Genomic DNA, 17,298 nt, shown 5'->3' with positions numbered 1-17,298 from the left:
CATCATGAGTGAGACCGAGCAGACTCCGGACGTCACCGAAACCGCCGAGACCGCCGTGGTGCTGGACAAGGCCGAGACGGAACCCGTCGCGCCGCAGGTCGAGGCCGGGACCGTGTCCGCCGTGCCGGAGATCGGTGCCGTGACGGTGCCCCCCGTGCCGGAAGCCGGGAGCACGACCGTGCCGGTGGCGTCCGCTATGCCGACGCGGGAATCCTTGCCCACCAAGAGTTTCCGGGATCGCGCGTACCCCGTGCTGGTGGCCACGGCCGCCGCCTTCGCGGTCCTGGCGATCGTGCTCGGCATCGGCTGGTTCCGCGCCGCCGGCGACCTCGACACCACCCGCACCGCCCAGGCCGATCGCGATCGGGCCGCCGAGGTCGCCAAGGACTACGCGCTGCGGTCGCTGACCTACGACTACAAGAACCTGCCCGCCTTCTTCGACAATGTGCAGCGCGGCACCTCCGACGCACTGACCAAGCGCTACACCGAAGTCCACGACACCCTCACCAAGATCATGACCGAGGCCCAGGTGGTCGCCACCGGCAATGTCCTCGGCACCTCGGTGGAAGCCAAGGGCAACGACCAGTACGCGGTCACCGTCTTCGCCACCCAGCGCACCCAGAACATCCAGCAGGCCGAGGCCGCGACCAAGCCGAATCTGCTCGCCGTGACGGTCGCGAAGAACGGCGGCGAGTGGCTGGTCGTGGACTACGGCCCGAAGGACGCCGGTGACACGAAGGGCGGGGCCGCGAAATAAGCCCGCGCACCGGCCGGCCGCCGCAGCGACAGCTTCCGCTGCGGCGGCGCCGGCAGATCATCGAAGCCGCCTACGAGGTGTTCACCGCCCAGGGTTACGGGGCCACCGCCATTTCCGCGGTGGCGGCGCGTGCCGGGGTCGGGCAGGGCACCATCTACCGCTACTTCGGCAGCAAACGCGAAATCCTGGACCACGTCATCGATTTCGGCGTCGAGCAGCTGCTCGCGTCGCTCCGGATCGATCTGCTGGTGGGCAGCGCGTCCAGTGTCCCCGAGTTGCTGGACGGCGTGCGCGCGGGACTGGGCCGGGTGCAGGATCTGATCGAGAGCGATCCGCGGTTCATGCGCCTGCTGCTGGTGGAGGCGGGCGCCATCGACGCCGAATTGTCCCAGCGGCTCTTCGGATTGGAGGCGATGGCCGCCAGCCTGGTCGCCGCCGAGCTGACCCGCGGCATTGACGCCGGATGGATTCGCGCCGATATCGACGCCGACGTACTGGCCCACACCATCCTGATGCTGGTGCTGCCCTGGATGATGCGCGAGCTGCGCGGGGCGGGCAATCCGGAGATCCGCGCCCACAGCGCGACCGCCGTGCTGGCGCTGCTGGAGAAGTCGTTGCGGGTGCGAGGCATCGCCTGATGACCGGCACCCAACCCGTGACCCGCCGGGCCGCCCGCGCCGAAGCCCGCCGCACCGCCCTGGTCCAGGCCGCCTACGATCTCATCACCACCCGCGGTTTCCGAGTGGTCGGCGTCGACGACATCGCCACCGCCGCCGGCGTCAGCCACGGCACCTTCTACAACTACTTCGAGAACAAGCGCGACATCCTCGACGCCGTCATCGACCACGCCTTCGAACTCATCAAGGACCGCCTCCTGGGCCCCGAAGGCGAGTCCACCGCCGACTCCCTCACCGACTTCTGCGACCGCTACGCCCGCGTCATCGATCGCTGCTACGACCTGGTCGCCGGCGAACCCGGCCTGGTGAATTTCCTGCTCCTGGAAGCCTCCTCGATCGACGACCGCGTCATCGATCGCTGCCTCCACAACGCCCGCAGCTACGGCGACCAAGCCATGACCAAGGTCGAGCACGGCATCCGCGAAGGCTTTCTCGACCCCGCCCTGGACCCCCACATCGCCGGCGAAGTCCTCCTCTCGGTCCTCGTCTCCGCCCTCATGTCCGCCCTCCACGCCGGCTCCGACGGCCTCACCCAGGACCGAGTCCGAGCCCAACTCGTCGACTTCCTCCGCACCGCCCTCGGCGCCGAACCCTGACCTCCGAGCAACCAGTCGGTATCCTCGACCGCATTCAGGTCGGGATCCCAGCGCCGCAGGAGTTCACCCATGAATTTCGCCCGTAAGCTCGCCCTCGCCACCACCGCCCTCGCCGCCGCGACCTTCCCCATCGCCACCACCGCGACCGCCGACCCGGCAACCATCCGCTTCCAGATCAACCCCGCCCCCTTCGGCAACCCCAACGGCAGCTTCGATTCCATGGCCGGAAACTGCGTAGCCGTGGTCGGCAACCAGCCCGGCACCGTCACCATCACCGGCGGCATGCCGGCGGGCTGGGGCTGCTACCCCGTCTCCACCGTCCAATGGCTCAACCTGACCACCGGCACCACCGGCACCGCCCAACTCTCCAACGGCCTCAACGGCATTCCCGCCCAAACCACCTTCACCCCGGGCCCCGGCCAGCTCGCCCTCGTCCTCACCCCCGCCACCGGCGGCACCACCACTCCCGGCCTCGCCACCTTCTTCGTCCCGTAACGGCGCGTCTCCGGCCGGAGTTCGAATTCCGGCCGGAGTTCATGTGGCGTGCTGACAACGTTTTCGGTCTAGCCCGCGACAACCTTGAAGAAGATTTCGTATCTGCCCTCGGAATCGCTGCCCTTCACATACATGAGGTCATGGGGCACCTCGCCGGTTTCCAGCGTGGCCACAAGATGCGCGAGTGTGCCGTAATCCAGTATGGCGGTGAAGGAATCGACATCGTCGTCGGCAGCGCCGGTCAGTTCGGAGAGTTTCCCACCGAGGAGTTCGGCAACCGGCCCGGCCACACTGGCGATCGCTGTCCCCGCGGGTCCGCCGGCGGCCGTGGCTCCGGCTTCGATGCCCTTCTGGATCGCGGCTGCGAAGACTCCTTTGAACGCATTCGGATCGCCCTCGTCCTTCTCCCGGATCTTCACGGCCAGCACCAGATCCCGTGCGGGTCCCTGATATAGGAGTGTGGTCTTCGAATAAGTTCCCCCGCTGTCGACGTCATCGAATTCGGCCAACTCCACTCTTGCGGGTGCCTTGTCGGCACCGACCGGAATGCAGCTCATGAGCAGATAGGGCTCATCGGATACGGACGCCTCGTCAGACTCGGTCTGGCAATGAATCCCCATGAACCACACCTGGATCGAATTGGGGACGACGGTAGACTCGCCTGCCGCATTCGACCAGGCGATGGCGCCGCGCTCGAAATGGCTGATGCGGTCGAGGCCCGATCCCAGTGGCATCGCTTCCTCATCGGATACCGGGAATCCGAGATTGCCGCGAGGTCCGTTTTCGGCGAGCCATCGATCTCGTATGCAGCCGTGAACCTCATGGGCGCCCAGATCGCCCCGCCAGTAGATCGACCCCTTGTCGAAGTCGTTGTAGCGTCCTCCGCTCGCGGTCGGCTGTTCGTCCGTGGTCGGCAGACCGAAGTAGTCGATACCACCGATGAACAGCAGATGCTGATAGATCGCGCCGGTGACCGAGGTGGCGGCGGGTTCGCCGACGATGATCTGATAGCCCTTGCTCGCGATCAGACCCTTCTCGTACTCCTGATAGTAGAACCTGCCGAACTCTCGCAGCCCGCCTATCGCCGAGCCGAAAAGGCCTGGGGACTGGGCATATCGGTCATTGATGGAAGTTTGGGCGTTGGCTGAGATGAGCGGCTTCAGATCGCCCAGATGTCGTTGGAGATCGTGCACCGTATCGATCACGCTCGGCTGTTTGACCGATTGGCGCACTTCATTGTTCAACAGAATGTCGATCTTGTTTGGCATGAGTACTTCCTCCCCCTTTGCCGTCCTGGATTGGACAAGCACCGATCGTGCACGAAAGATGCACTGCGGTAACGCGTACCGGACTACTCGAATGCGATACGCGTTCTACTCGCAAGGGAAGGCGCAGCCTGGCTAGAGCGAGGGCCGCTCGCTGTTCGAGCGACCGACCGAGGGCGCGGCGGAAGTGCCCGCGAATTCCTGGCATTCGCGGGCTTTCCGGGTTACTTGACGAGGGTGAATTGGACTACGTCGAGGTGGCCGGTGCGGAAGTAGTCGGCGCAGCCGGTGAGGTAGCGACGGTAGCGGTTGTAGACCTCCTCGGAGGTGAGGGCGATGGCGCGGTCTCGGTTTTGTTCCAGGGCGGCGGCCCAGTGGTCGAGGGTGCGGGCGTAGTGGGGTTGCAGGGAGTGGGTGCGCTGGAGGTGGAAGCCGGCGGTGGCGGCCAGGCGGGGGACTTCGGGGGCTTGGGGGAGTTGGCCGCCGGGGAAGATCTCGCGTTTGATGAAGATGTGGAAGAGGGCGTCTTCGCGGGTTACGGGGATGTTGGCGGCGCGGAGTTCGGCGAGGCTGCGGCCGATGATGGTGTGCAGCAGGAGGCGGCCGTCGGCGGGCATCATGCGGTGGCAGCGGGTGATGAATTCGGTGTAGCGCTCCTTACGGAAGTGCTCGAAGGCGCCGATGCTGACGATGCGGTCGGCGGTGCCGTCGAATTCCTCCCAACCCTGTAGGCGCACTTCGGCATTGGGGCCGAGGGCGGCGATGCGGGCGCGGGTGTGCTCGTACTGGTTGCGGCTCAGGGTCAGGCCGATGACCTGGATGTCGTACCGCTGGGCGGCGCGCAGCATGGTCGCGCCCCAACCGCAGCCGATGTCCAGCAGCGTCATACCGGGTTGCAGGCGCAGTTTGCCGAGCGCGAGGTCGATCTTGGCGAGCTGGGCCTGTTCCAAGGTCAGGTCGTCGCTGCTGAAGTAGGCGCAGCTGTAGGTCATCGAGGGGTCGAGGAACAGCGCGTAGAACTCGTCGGACAGGTCGTAGTGGGATTGGACTTGTCGATAGAACGGCGCGAGCTGAGTCATGTCGGGGGCTTTCCTGAGGGGGCAGGTACCCGGTTATACGCAGTTCGGGGCGATTGCGTTCGATCCAGGACACGCCGGTGACACGCCGATTCCTGCCTTTCGAGTTTCCGATTCGAGTCCGGCACGACCCGTCCGGCTGGTTTCCTGATAGCAGTCAGCATCGTTGCAGCAAACATCAATTCGGAGGTTGGGGAGCGGCCATGCACCGCACGGGACACGAAGAGGTCCGAAATGGCAGGCCCTGGCTGTGGACGGCACTGACCGGCGTAGCCGTGGTGGCCACCGTGAGCTGGATGATGCGGCCGGTACCGGCGTCCTGCACCACCGCCGCGCCGACCACCACCGTGATCACCCTGCCCGCCACCACCACGCCGACACCGGTTGCCGCACAGCAGCTTCCGACGACCCAGCCGCCGCCCGCGCCGGTGCGGGGCGAAGCGCGGTACTACGCCTTCAGTCAGGGCGTGGCCTGCTCGCTGCCGGACCTGCCGCTGGACGGCTACTACGTGGGTATCCCGACCGCGGAGTACGGGGGCTCCGCGCCGTGCGGCTCCTACGTCGACATCGACGGCCCGCTCGGCAGCGTGCGCGCCCAGATCGTGGACCGCTGCCCCGGGTGCGCGGCCAACCAATACGATTTGAGCAGAACGGCTTTCGAGGCCATCGCCAATACCAAGGATGGCGTCGCGCAGATCCGCATCACCAAGGTCCGCGACCCCAGCCCCGCCCCCGAGATCTACTACCGGGTCCAGCCGGGCTCCAATGCCGACTGGCTGGGCCTGCTCTTCGGCGGCAGCGGAAACCCCCTGCGTCAGGTGGCCTTGCGTCCGGAGTCCGGCGGCGACTGGGTCTCGCTGCGCCGCGGCTATGACAACACCTGGTCGCTCTCGGGCCTGGGCCCCGGCCCCTTCACCGCCCTGGTGATCGACGAATACGACCACGAGGTGCTGATTCCCGGCGTCGCCGTCGATCCGGGACAGTTGCGCTACACCGGGATTCGGCTCTACGACATGCCCGGCGCGATCCCGGTCACCGAAACGCCGCCCCCGCCGGCCCCGGTGGTGGTCACGACTGTGGTGAGCGGCCCGCACACGTGTAAACCGTGATCGAACGAACCGCGAGCATTCCGCCGACCTATGGCATCATCAGGTGAAACGTGTTTCATTTTCGCCTATTGAAGCAGCACGTCGGGAGGCATTTCGATGACGAACCCCAGCTTGGCGCAGGCCGCGAACGGATCCACCGGAGAACCCCGCCGCGGCCGCCGCCTGTCCCCCCGGATCTCACGATTGACCGAGGTGCCCCAGGGCGCCATGGTCGAGCTGCCCGGCCGCGGCCGCACCTATGTGGTGGACCTGCCCGGCCCGGCCGTGGACTCCCCGGCGGTGATCCTGCTGCACGGCGCGTCCACCACCGCTATGCTGAACTGGTTCCCGTGCCTGAAGGAACTCGGCGAGCACTACCGGGTGATCCTGTTCGATCAGCGCTGGCACGGCCGCGGAATCCGTTCCGAGCGTTTCGATCTCGATGATCTGGCCGACGATGTGATCGCGGTCGCCGACGCGCTCGGCGTGGATCGTCCGGTGCTCGCGGGCTATTCGATGGGCGGCCTGGTCGCACAGCTGGCCGCGCACCGGCATCCGGACCGGGTGGGCGGCATCGTCCTGGCCGCCACCACCTACAAATTCCAGGAGAAGTTGCGCGAGCGGGCTTTTCATCGCACCTGGGCGGCCATCGCCACCTCGTTCAGCGAATGGTCGTTCCGCCGGGCCGAACTACGCCGCGACAAACTCACCGAACTGCCGGAGTACTCGTGGCCGGTGGGCCGGATGGATCGCTGGGCCATGTCGGAAATGCGCAGTACGAGCGGCTGGGCGCTGGCGCAATCACTGGTGGCGCTGGGGCGGTTCGATTCCTCGGAATGGCTGCCGAGCCTGAAAACGCCGACGGCGGTGGTGATCACCACACGGGACCGGGCCCTGCCGGTGGGCCGTCAGCTGGAAATGGCGAAAATGATTCCGGGAGCGGAGATTTTCCTCGCGAAGGCCGGTCATGCGGCCTGCGCACTCGAGGCGGACGTCTTTGTCCCGGTGTTCCTCGAGGCCGTCGCTTCGGTGGTGGAAAGGCAATAGCGCCGGGGGCTAATGCTTTTCGCGGGCGGCTTTCAGCAGTTCGGTGATGACCTCGGGCACGGCGTCGGCGAGCTGGTCGACATCGGGCACGAGTTCGCGGTCGGCGATGAAACCGAAGTCGAGATTGCCGTTGGTGGAGATGACCGTGACGGTCAGGCCCGCACCGTGGAAGACCGGTCCGAACGGATACATCGACGCCACCCGCACGCCCAGGAAGTACATGGGGAAGTTGGGTCCGGGCACATTCGAGATGACCAGGTTGTGCACCACCGGGTGATGCTCGGCCAGCTTGAACGAGGAGTAGGCGCGCGCCGCCAGCTGGAAGGTGTTGGGCGGGGCGTATTGCGCCCAATCCTGCAGGAAGTCGGCGCCGATCAGATTGTGCTCCTCCTTGGCCCCGCGATTATCCTCGGCGATGGCCAGCATGCGCGCCACCGGATCGGCGATGTCGGTGTAGAGCCGGGCGAAGATGGTCGAGACCTGATTCGCGCCGCTCTCGTGACTGGTGGTGTCGTGCACCGACACCGGAACCGAAGCGATGAGCGAGGTTTCGGGCAGTTCGTCCCGGTTCTCCAGGTACGCGCGCAGCACGCCGCCGCAGACGGCGAGCACCACATCGTTGACCTTCACACCGAACGCGGTCTTTATCTCCTTGATATCGGCCAGGTCCGACTGGATGAAGGAGACGGCGCGATGCTGGGTGATCGCTCGATTGAACGGGGTGCGCGGCGCGGTGAACGGCAGCGGCATACCGCGGCTGCCAGTGCCGCGCCGCCGTTGCACCAGACCGCCCAGAATGCCGACGGTCTTGGGCACCAGCCCGACCAGCCCGAGCCGGCCCGGAAGCTTCAGCAGCGCTTCACCGGCCAGCCGCAGATCATCGGGTTTCGGTTCGGCGGCCGGGATTTCGGCGGGCGGGGTGTAGCTCACGCCCGGTTCCAGATCGCACAGATGCATCATCATGTTCGTGCCGGTGATGCCGTCGACGATGGCGTGATGGTACTTCGAGACCACCGCGACCTTGCCGTGCGGCAGCCCTTCCACCACCCACATCTCCCACAGCGGGCGACCGCGATCCAGCGGCCGGCCGGCGATATCGGCGGTGATGTCGGCCAATTCGCGGCGGCCGCCCGGGGCGGGGAGCGCGGCGCGGCGGACGTGGTAGCCGAGATCGAAATCCGGATCCCGTTCCCACAGCGGATGATCGAGGTTGAACGGCACCGGATGCAGGCGGCTGGTCATGGCCGGGATCAGGTGCAGGCGCCGGCCGAGCTCGGCCTTGAAGGTCTCGAAGTCGAACTCGACGCCGTCGGCGGCCGGGTCGACTATGAGCAATGCGCACACGTGCAGCAGTTGAGTGTCTGTTTCGAGATAGAGGAAGCTGGCGTCCAGCCCGGTAAGTCGTTCCATAACAAGACGATATGGGAACCGGTTCCATTTTGCGCACCGATCGCTGCACCCGGGTTGACCGGTTGGAGCCCGTTCCGTTGCCTCGAAGTAGCTTGTAGATAACAAGTTTCATACCGATACGGTTGGGCCGCGATTGGGTATCTCTCCAATGGAATTCGTTGCCGCCCGCGCACCCCGTTCGTACCTTGGGTCACATAGCCGGGCGAGTGTCACTTGTCACTGACAAGAGTCGCCCGGCTTCTCACAACGGCGTGAGGTGAGGAACATGGGCGACCGGAAGGTTTTGCTGCCTGGTACATGGCGTAGCGCTTGGGGTTTCGCGATCCTGCTGCTGATCGCGGCCGCGTTGATCCCGCTCCAACCCGGGACGGCACACGCGAACTGGTGTGCCGACGTGGATGTGGTGGTGGCGCGCGGCACCGGCGAACCCGGCTGGCTCGGCGACGTGGTCGGCAATCAGCTCTACGGCTATCTGCAGGATCGCCTGCCCCGCACCACCACCGCGTACTCGGTCGCCTATCCCGCCGACTACAGCTTCAATCTCGGCTGGGGATCCTCGGACCTGGTGTCGCACTTGACTTCTCAGGTCGCCGCCTGCCCCGCCCAGTCCTTCGTGCTCGTCGGCTACTCACAGGGTGCGGCGGTCGTCCACGCGGCCCTGGGCACCGGCGCGGTGTCCTGGTACCCCAACCGCACGCAACTCCCGTCCTACCTCGCCGACCACGTGTCCGCCATCCTGCTCTTCGGCGACCCGATGGAGGCCATGGGCTGGAGCGTCCCCGACCCGTACCTGGCTCGCACCGGAACCTGGTGCACCAGTGGGGATCCCATCTGCGGCGCGGGCTCGAACGCCTACGCCCACGTCTCCTACGGCGACAGTCTGGTGGCGGCAGCCAACTTCGCCGCCTACCGCCTCTGATCCGAGCCACCCGAATCCCGCGGCGCGGCGGCATTTTTACAAGGGGCGGTCGCCGCAAGCCCGGGGCGCGGCCCGATGGGTATCCACCTGCCCATCGGGCCGAATCGCTGTGTCCGGCAAGCGCACTACCAGTGCAGGCCCGGGATCTTGTTGGCGATGCGGGCCGCAGGGGAGGGCAGGCCCATGAGGGGCTGCACGATCGGGGCCAGAACCATCAGGGGGCTGCGAGATTCGGGCTTGTCGGGGGTCGCTTCGACGGGTGTGCCGTGGGCGGCCTTGGATTCGCCGAACATGCGGAAGCCCTGGGAGAGGATGGCTCGCTTCACCGAGGGCATGACGGTGTCGACGAACTGGGCGAAAGTGCCGATGGGGGTGTCGATGCGGCTCGGGCGGTGTTCGAGGGCGCGCACCACGATGCCGGCGGCCTGCTCCGGGGTGTGGACGGGGATCGACTTGTAGAGGTCGGTCGGGGCGATCATCGGGGTGCGGACCAGGGGCATGCGGACCGAGGTGAAGGTGATTCCGGCATCGGCGTTCTCGACGGCGGCGATCTCGCTGAAATTGTCCAGGGCGGACTTGCTCGCCACGTAGGCCGCGAAGCGCGGGACCTTGGTCTGCACCGCGATCGAGGAGATATTGACGAAATGCCCGAACCGGCGTTCGCGCATGGAGGGCAGCAGCGCCAGGATCAACCGCACCGCGCCGAAGTAGTTGACGGCCATGGTGCGCTCGAAATCGTGCATGCGGTCGGTGGAGTTGAGCACCGAGCGGCGGATGGAGCGGCCGGCATTGTTGACCACGTAATCCACGTGCCCGTGATCGGCCAGCATCTGCTTGACCAGCAGCTCCACCGACTTCTCGTCGGTGATGTCGCAGGTGTAGGCCTGGGCCGCACCGCTTTCGGCGCGCACCTGGGCGGCGGCCGCCTCGATGTCCTCGGGGGTGCGCGCCACCATGAGCACGGTCGCGCCGCGCTTGGCGACAGCGTGCGCGGTGGCCAGGCCGATACCCGACGACGCACCGGTGACCAGGACGATGCGACCGGCCAGTCCGTCACCGTCGCCGCGACGGGCGCGATCCGGGTCCAGATGATCGGCCCAGTAGTTCCACAGCGTGTCCGCGTAATCGGCGAATTCCGGAACCTCGATACCCGCCGCGCGCAGGATGGCCTGCGTCGATTCGGAGACGAACTCCGATTCGAAGGCGGTGTGCGGGGCGACCTCGGCGGGAATGCCGAAGCGCTCCAACAGGAAATCGCGCACCGCCGGCACGCCGGGAATGACGCCGAGCGCATGGAGCGCGGTATGGCTGCCGGGCAGCGGGCCGATACCGGTGGGCGCACCCGCGGCCCGGGCCAGCGCGGCGTAGATATCGCCGAACGGCTGCGGTTCCGGATTGGTGAGATGGAAGGTACGGCCGACCAGTCCGGGCTTGCCGATCAGTTCCACCATGGCGGCGGCCACGAAATCGACCGGGACGATATTGGTCGCGCCCAGATCCGGCAATGGCATCGGGAGATCGGCGGGCAGTGCGGCCAATCCCGCGATGGCCGGGAAGAAGTAATACGGGCCGTCGATCTTGTCCATTTCGCCGGTGCGGGAATCGCCGACCACAATGGCCGGGCGATACACCCGCCAGCGCAGCCCCTCGGCCTCGCGGACCTGCTTCTCGGCCTCGAATTTGGTGCGGTGATAAGGCGAATTCAGGTTCTGCCCGAGATCGAAATCGTCTTCGAAGAACTTGCCCTTGTGATCGCCGGCCACCGCGACCGAGGACACATGGTGCAGTACCGCGTCCAGCTCGCGCGCCAGCGCGATGACCGACTGGGTGCCGCGCACGTTCGCGGCATAGGTGACGTCGGCGTCGGCGGTCATGTCGTAGACCGCGCCCAGGTGCACCACGTGGTCGGCGTGCGGCGCCTCGTCGGTGAGCCCGAGGCCCGGTGCGGTCAGGTCCCCGACCAGCGGGAACACTCGATCTTCCGCGCCCCAGCCCGCGGCCATCTCGCGCAGTTTGGCGATCGACGCCTCGCGCACCAGCGCGTGCACCACGGCCTGCGGATCGCGCTGCAGCAGTCCGGCGACCACGCGCCGTCCGAGGAATCCGGTCCCGCCTGTGACGATGTAGGAAACCATCGCCCCCTCCTTAAATTACGAACCAGTTGGTAGCCAACAGTGTTCGTCCGACATGCGTCGGTGGATGCGGACGTGGATTGAATCGGCCCCCTTACCGAATGTCGGGCCGAGGTAGGAACACCTTCGTGCCTAACTGGTGAGTAACTTTACGGCCCAGAAAAAGTCGTATCAACCGAAACGGGCCTTCGGGGCATGTGTGAATGGTCACCCCGGAGCTATTCGAGTTGTTGTGTGTAACAAGCGTTTTCGTGTAACCCTCGGACGCAGCTGGCAATTTGTCAGCTACTGGTCAAGTGTCCTAAGCGCGGGCTTACCGGTGCGCGCTCCGCTAGTTCCCGGCGATCTTGGATATCCGATTTGCCCGAATCGCCACGCCGAGCGGCAAACCTGCTGGTGAACGCCCTGGCCGGAGCAATCTGACGCTAAGGTGTTCCAGTCTTGTCGGCGCATTCACCACCGGAGGGAGTCCGTGCCCCACCAGCTCGACCTACCCCTGACCGGAATCCGCACCCGCGCCGAATTCGACGCCCTGCCGTCCGTCCCGCGCGGCTGGGCCTGGGAACTGCGCGCCGGCCGATTGGAGCTCAGCCTCATGCCCGTGACGTTCTGGTACTCCCGGATCCTGTTCGGCGTCCTCGAGTTCTGGCGCAACCACGGGTACGAGATCGCCGCCGATCAGTACGTGGCGGACTCCGGGTTCGCGCGCGGCGGCATCGGGCACCACAATTTCGTGGCCGACGCGGTGGTGTTCCAGCCCGGCCATCTGCCCGCCAAGCACACCACCGTGCACGCGCCCGCCGCGCTGTTCGCGGTCATCGAAGCCGTGGCGTCGGAGGGGCAGGTGCGCGATGCCATCGAGAAATTGCGCGTGTACGCCCAGCTGCGGATTCCGCACTGCTGGATCATCCGGGGCGATACCGCCGCCGAGGACCTGGACGGGTTCGTGTCCATGTACGAGCTGCAGGGCGCGGAATACAAACTCACCGGTTCGCGGCTGGTGTCGGAACTGCGGCCGGGCTGACCGGGTTTCGTTCACGGCGAAGCTAACCATCGTCGCGGCCGGGGCGGGCTTCTAGTGTCGGCGGGATGGGCGATACGCGGCGACTGTTGAAAACCGTTACGGGAGTGAGTGGTTCGGCGGATGTGTACGCCGCCGCGGTGGATCCGGGGCGGTCCACGCTGACCGAGGCCCTGGAGATCGCGAAGCTCGCCGAGGCGCACAAGTTCGACGCGTTGTTCGCGGCGGACCTGCTGAGTTTCGGGGCGCAGGGGGCGATCGGGGCGCAGGAGCCGCTCATCGTGCTGGCCGCGCTCAGCGCCGTGACCAGCCATGTCGGGTTGATCGCCACCGTGACGACCACCTTCCATCACCCCTATAACCTGGCTCGGCTGTTCGGCACGCTCGATCATGTGAGCAATGGGCGGGCCGCGTGGAACGCGGTCACCTCCTCGGTCGGTGAGGAGAACTACGGCGACGGTGACCTGCCGTCGCCGGAGGAGCGGTACGAGCGTGCGGCCGAATCGCTCGAGATCGTGAACGCCCTGTTCGACAGCTGGGGTCCGGGCGCGCTGACCCCGGACGGTCGCGGTGGCGCGGTGCTGGATCCGAGCCTGGTCCGCCCGATCGACCACGCGGGCAAGCATTTCACCGTGCGCGGGCCGCTCAATATCCCGCCGCTGCCGCAACGCCGCCCGGTCCAGTTCCAGGCCGGTCAATCCGATGCGGGCATCGAACTCGGCGCGCGCTTCGCCGAGGTCGTGTTCACCTCGCTCCCCACCCTCGAGGACGCGGTCACCTACACCAAGCGAATCCGCACCCGCGCAACGGAATTGGGTCGCGCCGAGCAGCTCCCGCTCATCATGAGCTCCTTCCACGCCACCTACGGCGCCACCGAGGCCGAGGTGCGCCGCCTGGTCCGCGAACGCGACGAGGCCACCGATTTCGACGCCGGCCGCCTCGCCCTCGCCGATATGCTCGGCGGCGGCATCGACCTCTCCGATCTCCCCCTGGACCGCCCCATCCCCGAATCGCTGCTGCCCGACGTGCATTCGGTTCACCGCCGCCGCGGTCGCGTCGAAATCTTCAACGCCTTCGCCCGCTCCGGCAAAACGCTGCGCGAACTCATCATCGCCGCCAAGGACACCGGTCACTGGGCCGCCGCGGGCACCCCCGAACAACTCGCCGACGCCATCGCCGAACGCTACGACGCGGGGGTCCTGGACGTCATCTCCCTCGGCGGCCTGACCGACCCGCGCACCCGCGACTTCCTGCTCAACGGCCTGCTCCCCGAACTCCGCCGCCGCCGCATAGTCGGCGACGACTACCGCGGCGCGACCTTCCGCGACAACCTCGAACTACCCCCGCTCCCGGCCTGACCGCGGCACCGAGCAATACCAACCGCCCCATTTCGGGCCTCTCCCCGATTCGCGAAACCGTACCCTCTACCTGTGACCCGAAAAGCGGTCTGGGGCAGCCTCATCTTCACGATCCTCGTCCCGGGCACCGTCGCCATCCTCATCCCGATCCTGCTGACCGGCTGGCACCGCCGCTCCGACCTGACCCCCGCCACGCCCCTGCGTTTCCTGGGCCTGTTCCTCTTCTTCGCCGGTCTCCCCATCCTGCTGTCCGCCATCCGCCGTTTCGCCACCGAGGGCCGCGGCACCCCCGCCCCCATCGCCCCCACCGCACACCTCGTCGTAGGCGGCCCCAACCGCTACGTCCGCAACCCCATGTACCTAGCCGTGGTCGCCCTCATCCTCGGCCAGGCCCTCCTCCTCAGCCAATCCCCCCTCCTCTGGTACGGAGTCATAGTCGCCCTAGCCCAAGCCGCCTTCGTCCACCTCTACGAAGAGCCCACCCTCCGGAAGCAATTCGGCGCCGAATACGACGACTACCGCCGCAACGTCCCCGCCTGGATCCCGCGCCGCACACCCTGGTCGCCCGCTGCCGAGACGCGCTAGGACTCTTCCTGCGCCAGGGCTAGGCGGTGGGTTTCAGGGCGTAGGTGGTGGATGCTGTTGCGGCGTAGAAGAGTTCGGCTTCGTGGTCGGTGGCGTCGGCGGTGACGGCGTGGTCGATGGTGGTGAGCAGGTCGGTGTAGGTGCCGGCGGCGGAGTCGACGGGCATGTTGGAGGCGAATACCAGGCGGTGCCAGCCCCAGAGCTGGACGCTGGTCTCGAGCCAGTATTCGAGGGTGGGCCAGGTGAGGTCGGGGCAGATCATGCCGAGGCCGGAGAGTTTGCACAGCCAGGGGGTTTCCTTGGCGGCCAGCGACAAGGCGTTGGACCAGGCGGTGCGATGGTCGGGGGCGGTGCTCTCGGGCAGGCCGAGATGTTCGAGGACCACGCGCAGGTCGGGGTAGCCGGCCAGGAAGTCGATCCAGTCGAGCATATTGCCGGGGTGGGCGACGAGATCGAAGACGGCGTCGCGGTCCTGGAGCCAGCTCGCTATCGCATCGGCGGCGGGGGAGTTGGGGGAGAGGCCCTGGAAGACGCGGATGCCGCGGAAACGCGTTGCGGTGGATTGGGTTTCGAGGTGGGTGAGGAGTTCGGGGACCGGGAGCGTGGGGTCTACCGTACCTATGATGGCGACCGGTCGGTCCAGGCTTGGGGCGAGGCCGTCCACCCACGCGGTCTCGGCGAGATAGGCGTGCCGGGCCGTGGTCGCCGAGACGTGCACCAGCCCGCTGACGGTCACCCCGGCCGTCGCCTTGTCGTAGTCCGCGGGCAGGAAGTTCCCCGCCAGCCCGGGTTCGCCCAGGGCGGCGGCGAATTCGGGCAGGCGCGGATACCAGGGGTGCGCGCCGGTATCCCACAGGTGCATGTGGGCGTCGACGATGGGATGGGTGGGCATTGTGGCGTCTCCTCAGTGCATGGTGATGCCGCCGCTGACACTGATCAGCTGGCCGGTGACGTAGCTGGCTTCCGGGCTCGCCAGCCATGCGATGAGGGCGGCGACTTCGTCCGGCTGGCCCAGACGTTTGAGCGGGATGGCCTTTTCGAGGGCGGCCAGGGCGCCCGGGTGGTCGCGCATGGTGCGGTCGACCAGTTGCCCGGCGATGGGTCCCGGGCAGACCACATTGACGGTCAGTTCGTGCCGGGCGACCTCGCGGGCCAGGGATTTGGCGAAGCCGAAGAGACCGGATTTGGAGGCGGCGTAGGCGGCTTCACCGGCGGCGCCGGCGCGCGCTCCGTCCGAGGATACGAAAACCAGCCGCGCACAGTCGCTTTGCTGCAGGGCGGGCAGCAGCCGCTGGGTGAGCAGCATGGGTCCGCGCAGGTTCACCTGGTGCATGAGATCCCAGTGCCCGGGACTGCTGTCCACGAACGGTTCGACGATGGCGGTGCCCGCGCACTGCACCACGGCGGAGACCGAGTCCCGCACCGTATCGGCCACGGCCGCAATGCTGTTCGGGTCGGTCAGATCCAATCGCACCGCGGTGGCGTGCGCCCCGAGCTGGTCGGCGGCCTGTTCGGCGGCGGCCAGATCGATATCCGCGAGCGTGACCGCCCGCCCCGCGGCCACCAGCCGCCGCGCCACCGCGCGCCCGATATCACCCCCGCCGCCGGTCACCAGTGCGCCGGAGACGCTGCCGGATCCACCCACTGCCCCATCCGTTCCGCCGTCCATGAATCCCTTCGGATTCCATGAATAGTCGGTCAGCGGATGTTTTGCGACACAATGTCCGCAATCCGTTTGCGGAAAGCCTCCGGCGCGAACGTCGAGGCGTGCGCGCGGATCGCCGCCGCGTCGTACCGGCCCGGATCGAAATCGCGCAGCGCCGCCGCGAATCCGGCGATCACGTGCTCGTCGGAGCCGTATTCGACGTGTGCCCCCGACACCCCCGGCAGCACCGAATCCAGGGCCCCGCCCGCACCCACCGCCAGCACCGGAGTCCCGCACGCCATGGCCTCCACGGGCACGATGCCGAAGTCCTCCACGCCCGGCATGAGCAGGGCCCGGCACCGGCGATACATATCCAGGAGCACCTCGTCGGAAGCCGACCCGAGAAACGTCGTCTCCGGGCCGGCGATCGCCTCGAGCTGCCGCCGAAACCGCCCGTCGCCCAGCACGATCAGCCGCACCCCGGCCCGCCGCGCCGCCCGGATGGCCAGATCGGGCCGCTTGTATGGCACCAGCCGCCCCGCGACCAGAAAGAAATCCTCGCGCACCACCGCGGGATCGGGCGCGAACCGCTCCACCCGCACCGGCGGATTCACCACCGAAGCGGGCAATCCCCACCACTCCCGCACCCGCGTCGCGACGGCCTGCGAGTTGGCGACCACATGGGTCAACCGCGGCGCCGCCCGCAGCTCACTCCGCCGCGCCAGCGCACCCAGCGCCGTGAGCGCCGCCTGCCCCGCCCGCCCACCGCCTTCCTGCCGCCGAAACCCCTTGTCCCACGCCCATCGCGCCGGACTGTGCACATACGCGATGACGGGTGCGGACGTGGCCAGCGCCGCCTGCGTCGCGAACGCGTGATGACTGACCACCACCGCGTCGTAACCGTCCTCCAGCGGCAATCCGCGCAGCACCCGCGGCACGAACGGCAACAGCGGCGCATGTGCCCGGCGCGCGGCCCCGACGTGTACCCGCGACAGCCAGGTGTCGTGCACGCGCCCCACCGCCGGGAATCGGGCATCGCCGGTGGCGTCCGTGTGTCGCTCGGCCGCCGCGAGAAGTGTTCGCGTGCACTGCGGTTCGGCGATCGGTGCGAAGACCGGGGCGTCCGGCCAGGTCTTCATGAACTCCGCCACCACGGCTTCGGAGCCGCCGTATTCGGTGAGTCGTTCGTGCACGATGGCGATGCGCGGTGCCGTCATGGCCGTCCTG

General features: G+C 67.3%; 17 protein-coding genes. 10 read left to right on the top strand and 7 right to left on the bottom strand.

Annotated elements, in window-relative coordinates:
- Positions 1-4 precede the first annotated feature (4 nt).
- The 4 genes from NY1_RS07730 (at position 5) to NY1_RS07715 (ending at position 2,525) form a co-directional block, all read left to right on the top strand.
- Positions 5-757 carry an Rv1363c family protein gene (locus NY1_RS07730; RefSeq protein ID WP_084534742.1) on the top strand — a complete coding sequence of 251 codons (753 nt, stop codon included), beginning with the start codon at positions 5-7 and terminating at the stop codon, positions 755-757.
- The gene (locus NY1_RS07725) at positions 754-1,395 is read left to right on the top strand and encodes a TetR/AcrR family transcriptional regulator (RefSeq protein ID WP_084534741.1); all 642 of its coding nucleotides are present in this window, start codon (positions 754-756) and stop codon (positions 1,393-1,395) included. Before NY1_RS07730 ends, NY1_RS07725 begins: the two co-directional genes overlap by 4 nt.
- Positions 1,395-2,030: a TetR/AcrR family transcriptional regulator gene (locus tag NY1_RS07720; protein ID WP_067709846.1), complete on the top strand. Its 636-nt coding sequence runs from the start codon at positions 1,395-1,397 to the stop codon at positions 2,028-2,030. The genes NY1_RS07725 and NY1_RS07720 overlap by 1 nt, the downstream gene beginning before the upstream one ends.
- 69 nt (positions 2,031-2,099) lie before the next feature.
- A complete protein-coding gene (locus NY1_RS07715; RefSeq protein ID WP_067709844.1) occupies positions 2,100-2,525 on the top strand; it encodes a hypothetical protein in 426 nt (141 codons plus the stop codon).
- A gap of 68 nt (positions 2,526-2,593) precedes the next feature.
- Here the strand turns inward: NY1_RS07715 and NY1_RS07710 are convergent, their stop codons facing one another.
- A complete protein-coding gene (locus NY1_RS07710; RefSeq protein WP_067709843.1) occupies positions 2,594-3,793 on the bottom strand; it encodes an LGFP repeat-containing protein in 1,200 nt (399 codons plus the stop codon).
- A 221-nt stretch (positions 3,794-4,014) separates the two neighbouring features.
- On the bottom strand, positions 4,015-4,869 hold the full coding sequence (locus NY1_RS07705; protein ID WP_067709841.1) for a cyclopropane mycolic acid synthase family methyltransferase: 855 nt from the start codon (positions 4,867-4,869) through the stop codon (positions 4,015-4,017).
- Between the two features lie 200 nt (positions 4,870-5,069).
- Here NY1_RS07705 and NY1_RS07700 point away from each other — a divergent pair, with 200 nt between their 5' ends.
- Both NY1_RS07700 and NY1_RS07695 read left to right on the top strand, forming a co-directional pair.
- Positions 5,070-5,975 carry an expansin EXLX1 family cellulose-binding protein gene (locus NY1_RS07700; protein WP_067709839.1) on the top strand — a complete coding sequence of 302 codons (906 nt, stop codon included), beginning with the start codon at positions 5,070-5,072 and terminating at the stop codon, positions 5,973-5,975.
- A gap of 96 nt (positions 5,976-6,071) precedes the next feature.
- A complete protein-coding gene (locus NY1_RS07695) occupies positions 6,072-7,001 on the top strand; it encodes an alpha/beta fold hydrolase (RefSeq protein WP_084534739.1) in 930 nt (309 codons plus the stop codon).
- Positions 7,002-7,010: 9 nt separating this feature from the next.
- Here NY1_RS07695 and NY1_RS07690 read toward each other — a convergent pair whose 3' ends face one another.
- Complete coding sequence (locus NY1_RS07690; RefSeq protein WP_067709838.1) at positions 7,011-8,411, bottom strand: WS/DGAT/MGAT family O-acyltransferase; 1,401 nt, start codon at positions 8,409-8,411, stop codon at positions 7,011-7,013.
- A gap of 265 nt (positions 8,412-8,676) precedes the next feature.
- Here NY1_RS07690 and NY1_RS07685 point away from each other — a divergent pair, with 265 nt between their 5' ends.
- Positions 8,677-9,330 (top strand): cutinase family protein, encoded by a 654-nt coding sequence (locus NY1_RS07685; RefSeq protein WP_067709836.1) that lies wholly within the window; start codon positions 8,677-8,679, stop codon positions 9,328-9,330.
- 125 nt (positions 9,331-9,455) lie between these two features.
- On the opposite strand, the gene NY1_RS07680 is transcribed toward NY1_RS07685, so the two are convergent.
- Positions 9,456-11,465, bottom strand: a complete 2,010-nt coding sequence (locus NY1_RS07680) for an SDR family oxidoreductase (RefSeq protein ID WP_067709835.1) — start codon at positions 11,463-11,465, stop codon at positions 9,456-9,458.
- 469 nt (positions 11,466-11,934) lie between these two features.
- On the opposite strand from NY1_RS07680, the gene NY1_RS07675 reads away from it, so the two are divergent.
- The 3 genes from NY1_RS07675 to NY1_RS07665 all read left to right on the top strand — a co-directional run bounded on the left by NY1_RS07675 (position 11,935) and on the right by NY1_RS07665 (position 14,426).
- Positions 11,935-12,486 carry a Uma2 family endonuclease gene (locus NY1_RS07675; protein ID WP_067709833.1) on the top strand — a complete coding sequence of 184 codons (552 nt, stop codon included), beginning with the start codon at positions 11,935-11,937 and terminating at the stop codon, positions 12,484-12,486.
- Positions 12,487-12,551: 65 nt separating this feature from the next.
- Positions 12,552-13,841: an NtaA/DmoA family FMN-dependent monooxygenase gene (locus NY1_RS07670; protein WP_067709832.1), complete on the top strand. Its 1,290-nt coding sequence runs from the start codon at positions 12,552-12,554 to the stop codon at positions 13,839-13,841.
- Between the two features lie 72 nt (positions 13,842-13,913).
- Positions 13,914-14,426: a methyltransferase family protein gene (locus NY1_RS07665; protein ID WP_067709830.1), complete on the top strand. Its 513-nt coding sequence runs from the start codon at positions 13,914-13,916 to the stop codon at positions 14,424-14,426.
- Positions 14,427-14,445: 19 nt separating this feature from the next.
- On the opposite strand, the gene NY1_RS07660 is transcribed toward NY1_RS07665, so the two are convergent.
- From NY1_RS07660 to NY1_RS07650, 3 genes are read right to left on the bottom strand one after another with little or no spacing between them, the layout of a single operon-like run.
- Positions 14,446-15,318: an amidohydrolase family protein gene (locus tag NY1_RS07660; RefSeq protein ID WP_067709828.1), complete on the bottom strand. Its 873-nt coding sequence runs from the start codon at positions 15,316-15,318 to the stop codon at positions 14,446-14,448.
- A 12-nt stretch (positions 15,319-15,330) separates the two neighbouring features.
- Positions 15,331-16,071: an SDR family NAD(P)-dependent oxidoreductase gene (locus NY1_RS07655; RefSeq protein ID WP_218028324.1), complete on the bottom strand. Its 741-nt coding sequence runs from the start codon at positions 16,069-16,071 to the stop codon at positions 15,331-15,333.
- Positions 16,072-16,124: 53 nt separating this feature from the next.
- Positions 16,125-17,288, bottom strand: coding sequence for a glycosyltransferase (locus NY1_RS07650; protein WP_067709824.1), 1,164 nt, complete (start codon positions 17,286-17,288; stop codon positions 16,125-16,127).
- Positions 17,289-17,298: the final 10 nt, after the last annotated feature.

Origin of the sequence: Nocardia yamanashiensis NBRC 100130 (assembly GCF_001613325.1) — a bacterium.
GTDB classification, from domain to species: domain Bacteria; phylum Actinomycetota; class Actinomycetes; order Mycobacteriales; family Mycobacteriaceae; genus Nocardia; species Nocardia yamanashiensis.
This window is presented reverse-complemented; position numbering and strand designations above follow the sequence as displayed.

Excerpts from the sequence above, each read along its gene's own strand:
- NY1_RS07690 (WP_067709838.1), bottom strand. The coding sequence starts at position 8,411 with ATGGAACGACTTACCGGGCTGGACGCCAGCTTCCTCTATCTCGAAACA.
- NY1_RS07705 (WP_067709841.1), bottom strand. The coding sequence starts at position 4,869 with ATGACTCAGCTCGCGCCGTTCTATCGACAAGTCCAATCCCACTACGAC.
- NY1_RS07680 (WP_067709835.1), bottom strand. The coding sequence starts at position 11,465 with ATGGTTTCCTACATCGTCACAGGCGGGACCGGATTCCTCGGACGGCGC.
- NY1_RS07685 (WP_067709836.1), top strand. The coding sequence starts at position 8,677 with ATGGGCGACCGGAAGGTTTTGCTGCCTGGTACATGGCGTAGCGCTTGG.
- NY1_RS07695 (WP_084534739.1), top strand. The coding sequence starts at position 6,072 with ATGACGAACCCCAGCTTGGCGCAGGCCGCGAACGGATCCACCGGAGAA.
- NY1_RS07700 (WP_067709839.1), top strand. The coding sequence starts at position 5,070 with ATGCACCGCACGGGACACGAAGAGGTCCGAAATGGCAGGCCCTGGCTG.
- NY1_RS07650 (WP_067709824.1), bottom strand. The coding sequence starts at position 17,288 with ATGACGGCACCGCGCATCGCCATCGTGCACGAACGACTCACCGAATAC.
- NY1_RS07715 (WP_067709844.1), top strand. The coding sequence starts at position 2,100 with ATGAATTTCGCCCGTAAGCTCGCCCTCGCCACCACCGCCCTCGCCGCC.
- NY1_RS07730 (WP_084534742.1), top strand. The coding sequence starts at position 5 with ATGAGTGAGACCGAGCAGACTCCGGACGTCACCGAAACCGCCGAGACC.
- NY1_RS07720 (WP_067709846.1), top strand. The coding sequence starts at position 1,395 with ATGACCGGCACCCAACCCGTGACCCGCCGGGCCGCCCGCGCCGAAGCC.
- NY1_RS07660 (WP_067709828.1), bottom strand. The coding sequence starts at position 15,318 with ATGCCCACCCATCCCATCGTCGACGCCCACATGCACCTGTGGGATACC.
- NY1_RS07670 (WP_067709832.1), top strand. The coding sequence starts at position 12,552 with ATGGGCGATACGCGGCGACTGTTGAAAACCGTTACGGGAGTGAGTGGT.
- NY1_RS07710 (WP_067709843.1), bottom strand. The coding sequence starts at position 3,793 with ATGCCAAACAAGATCGACATTCTGTTGAACAATGAAGTGCGCCAATCG.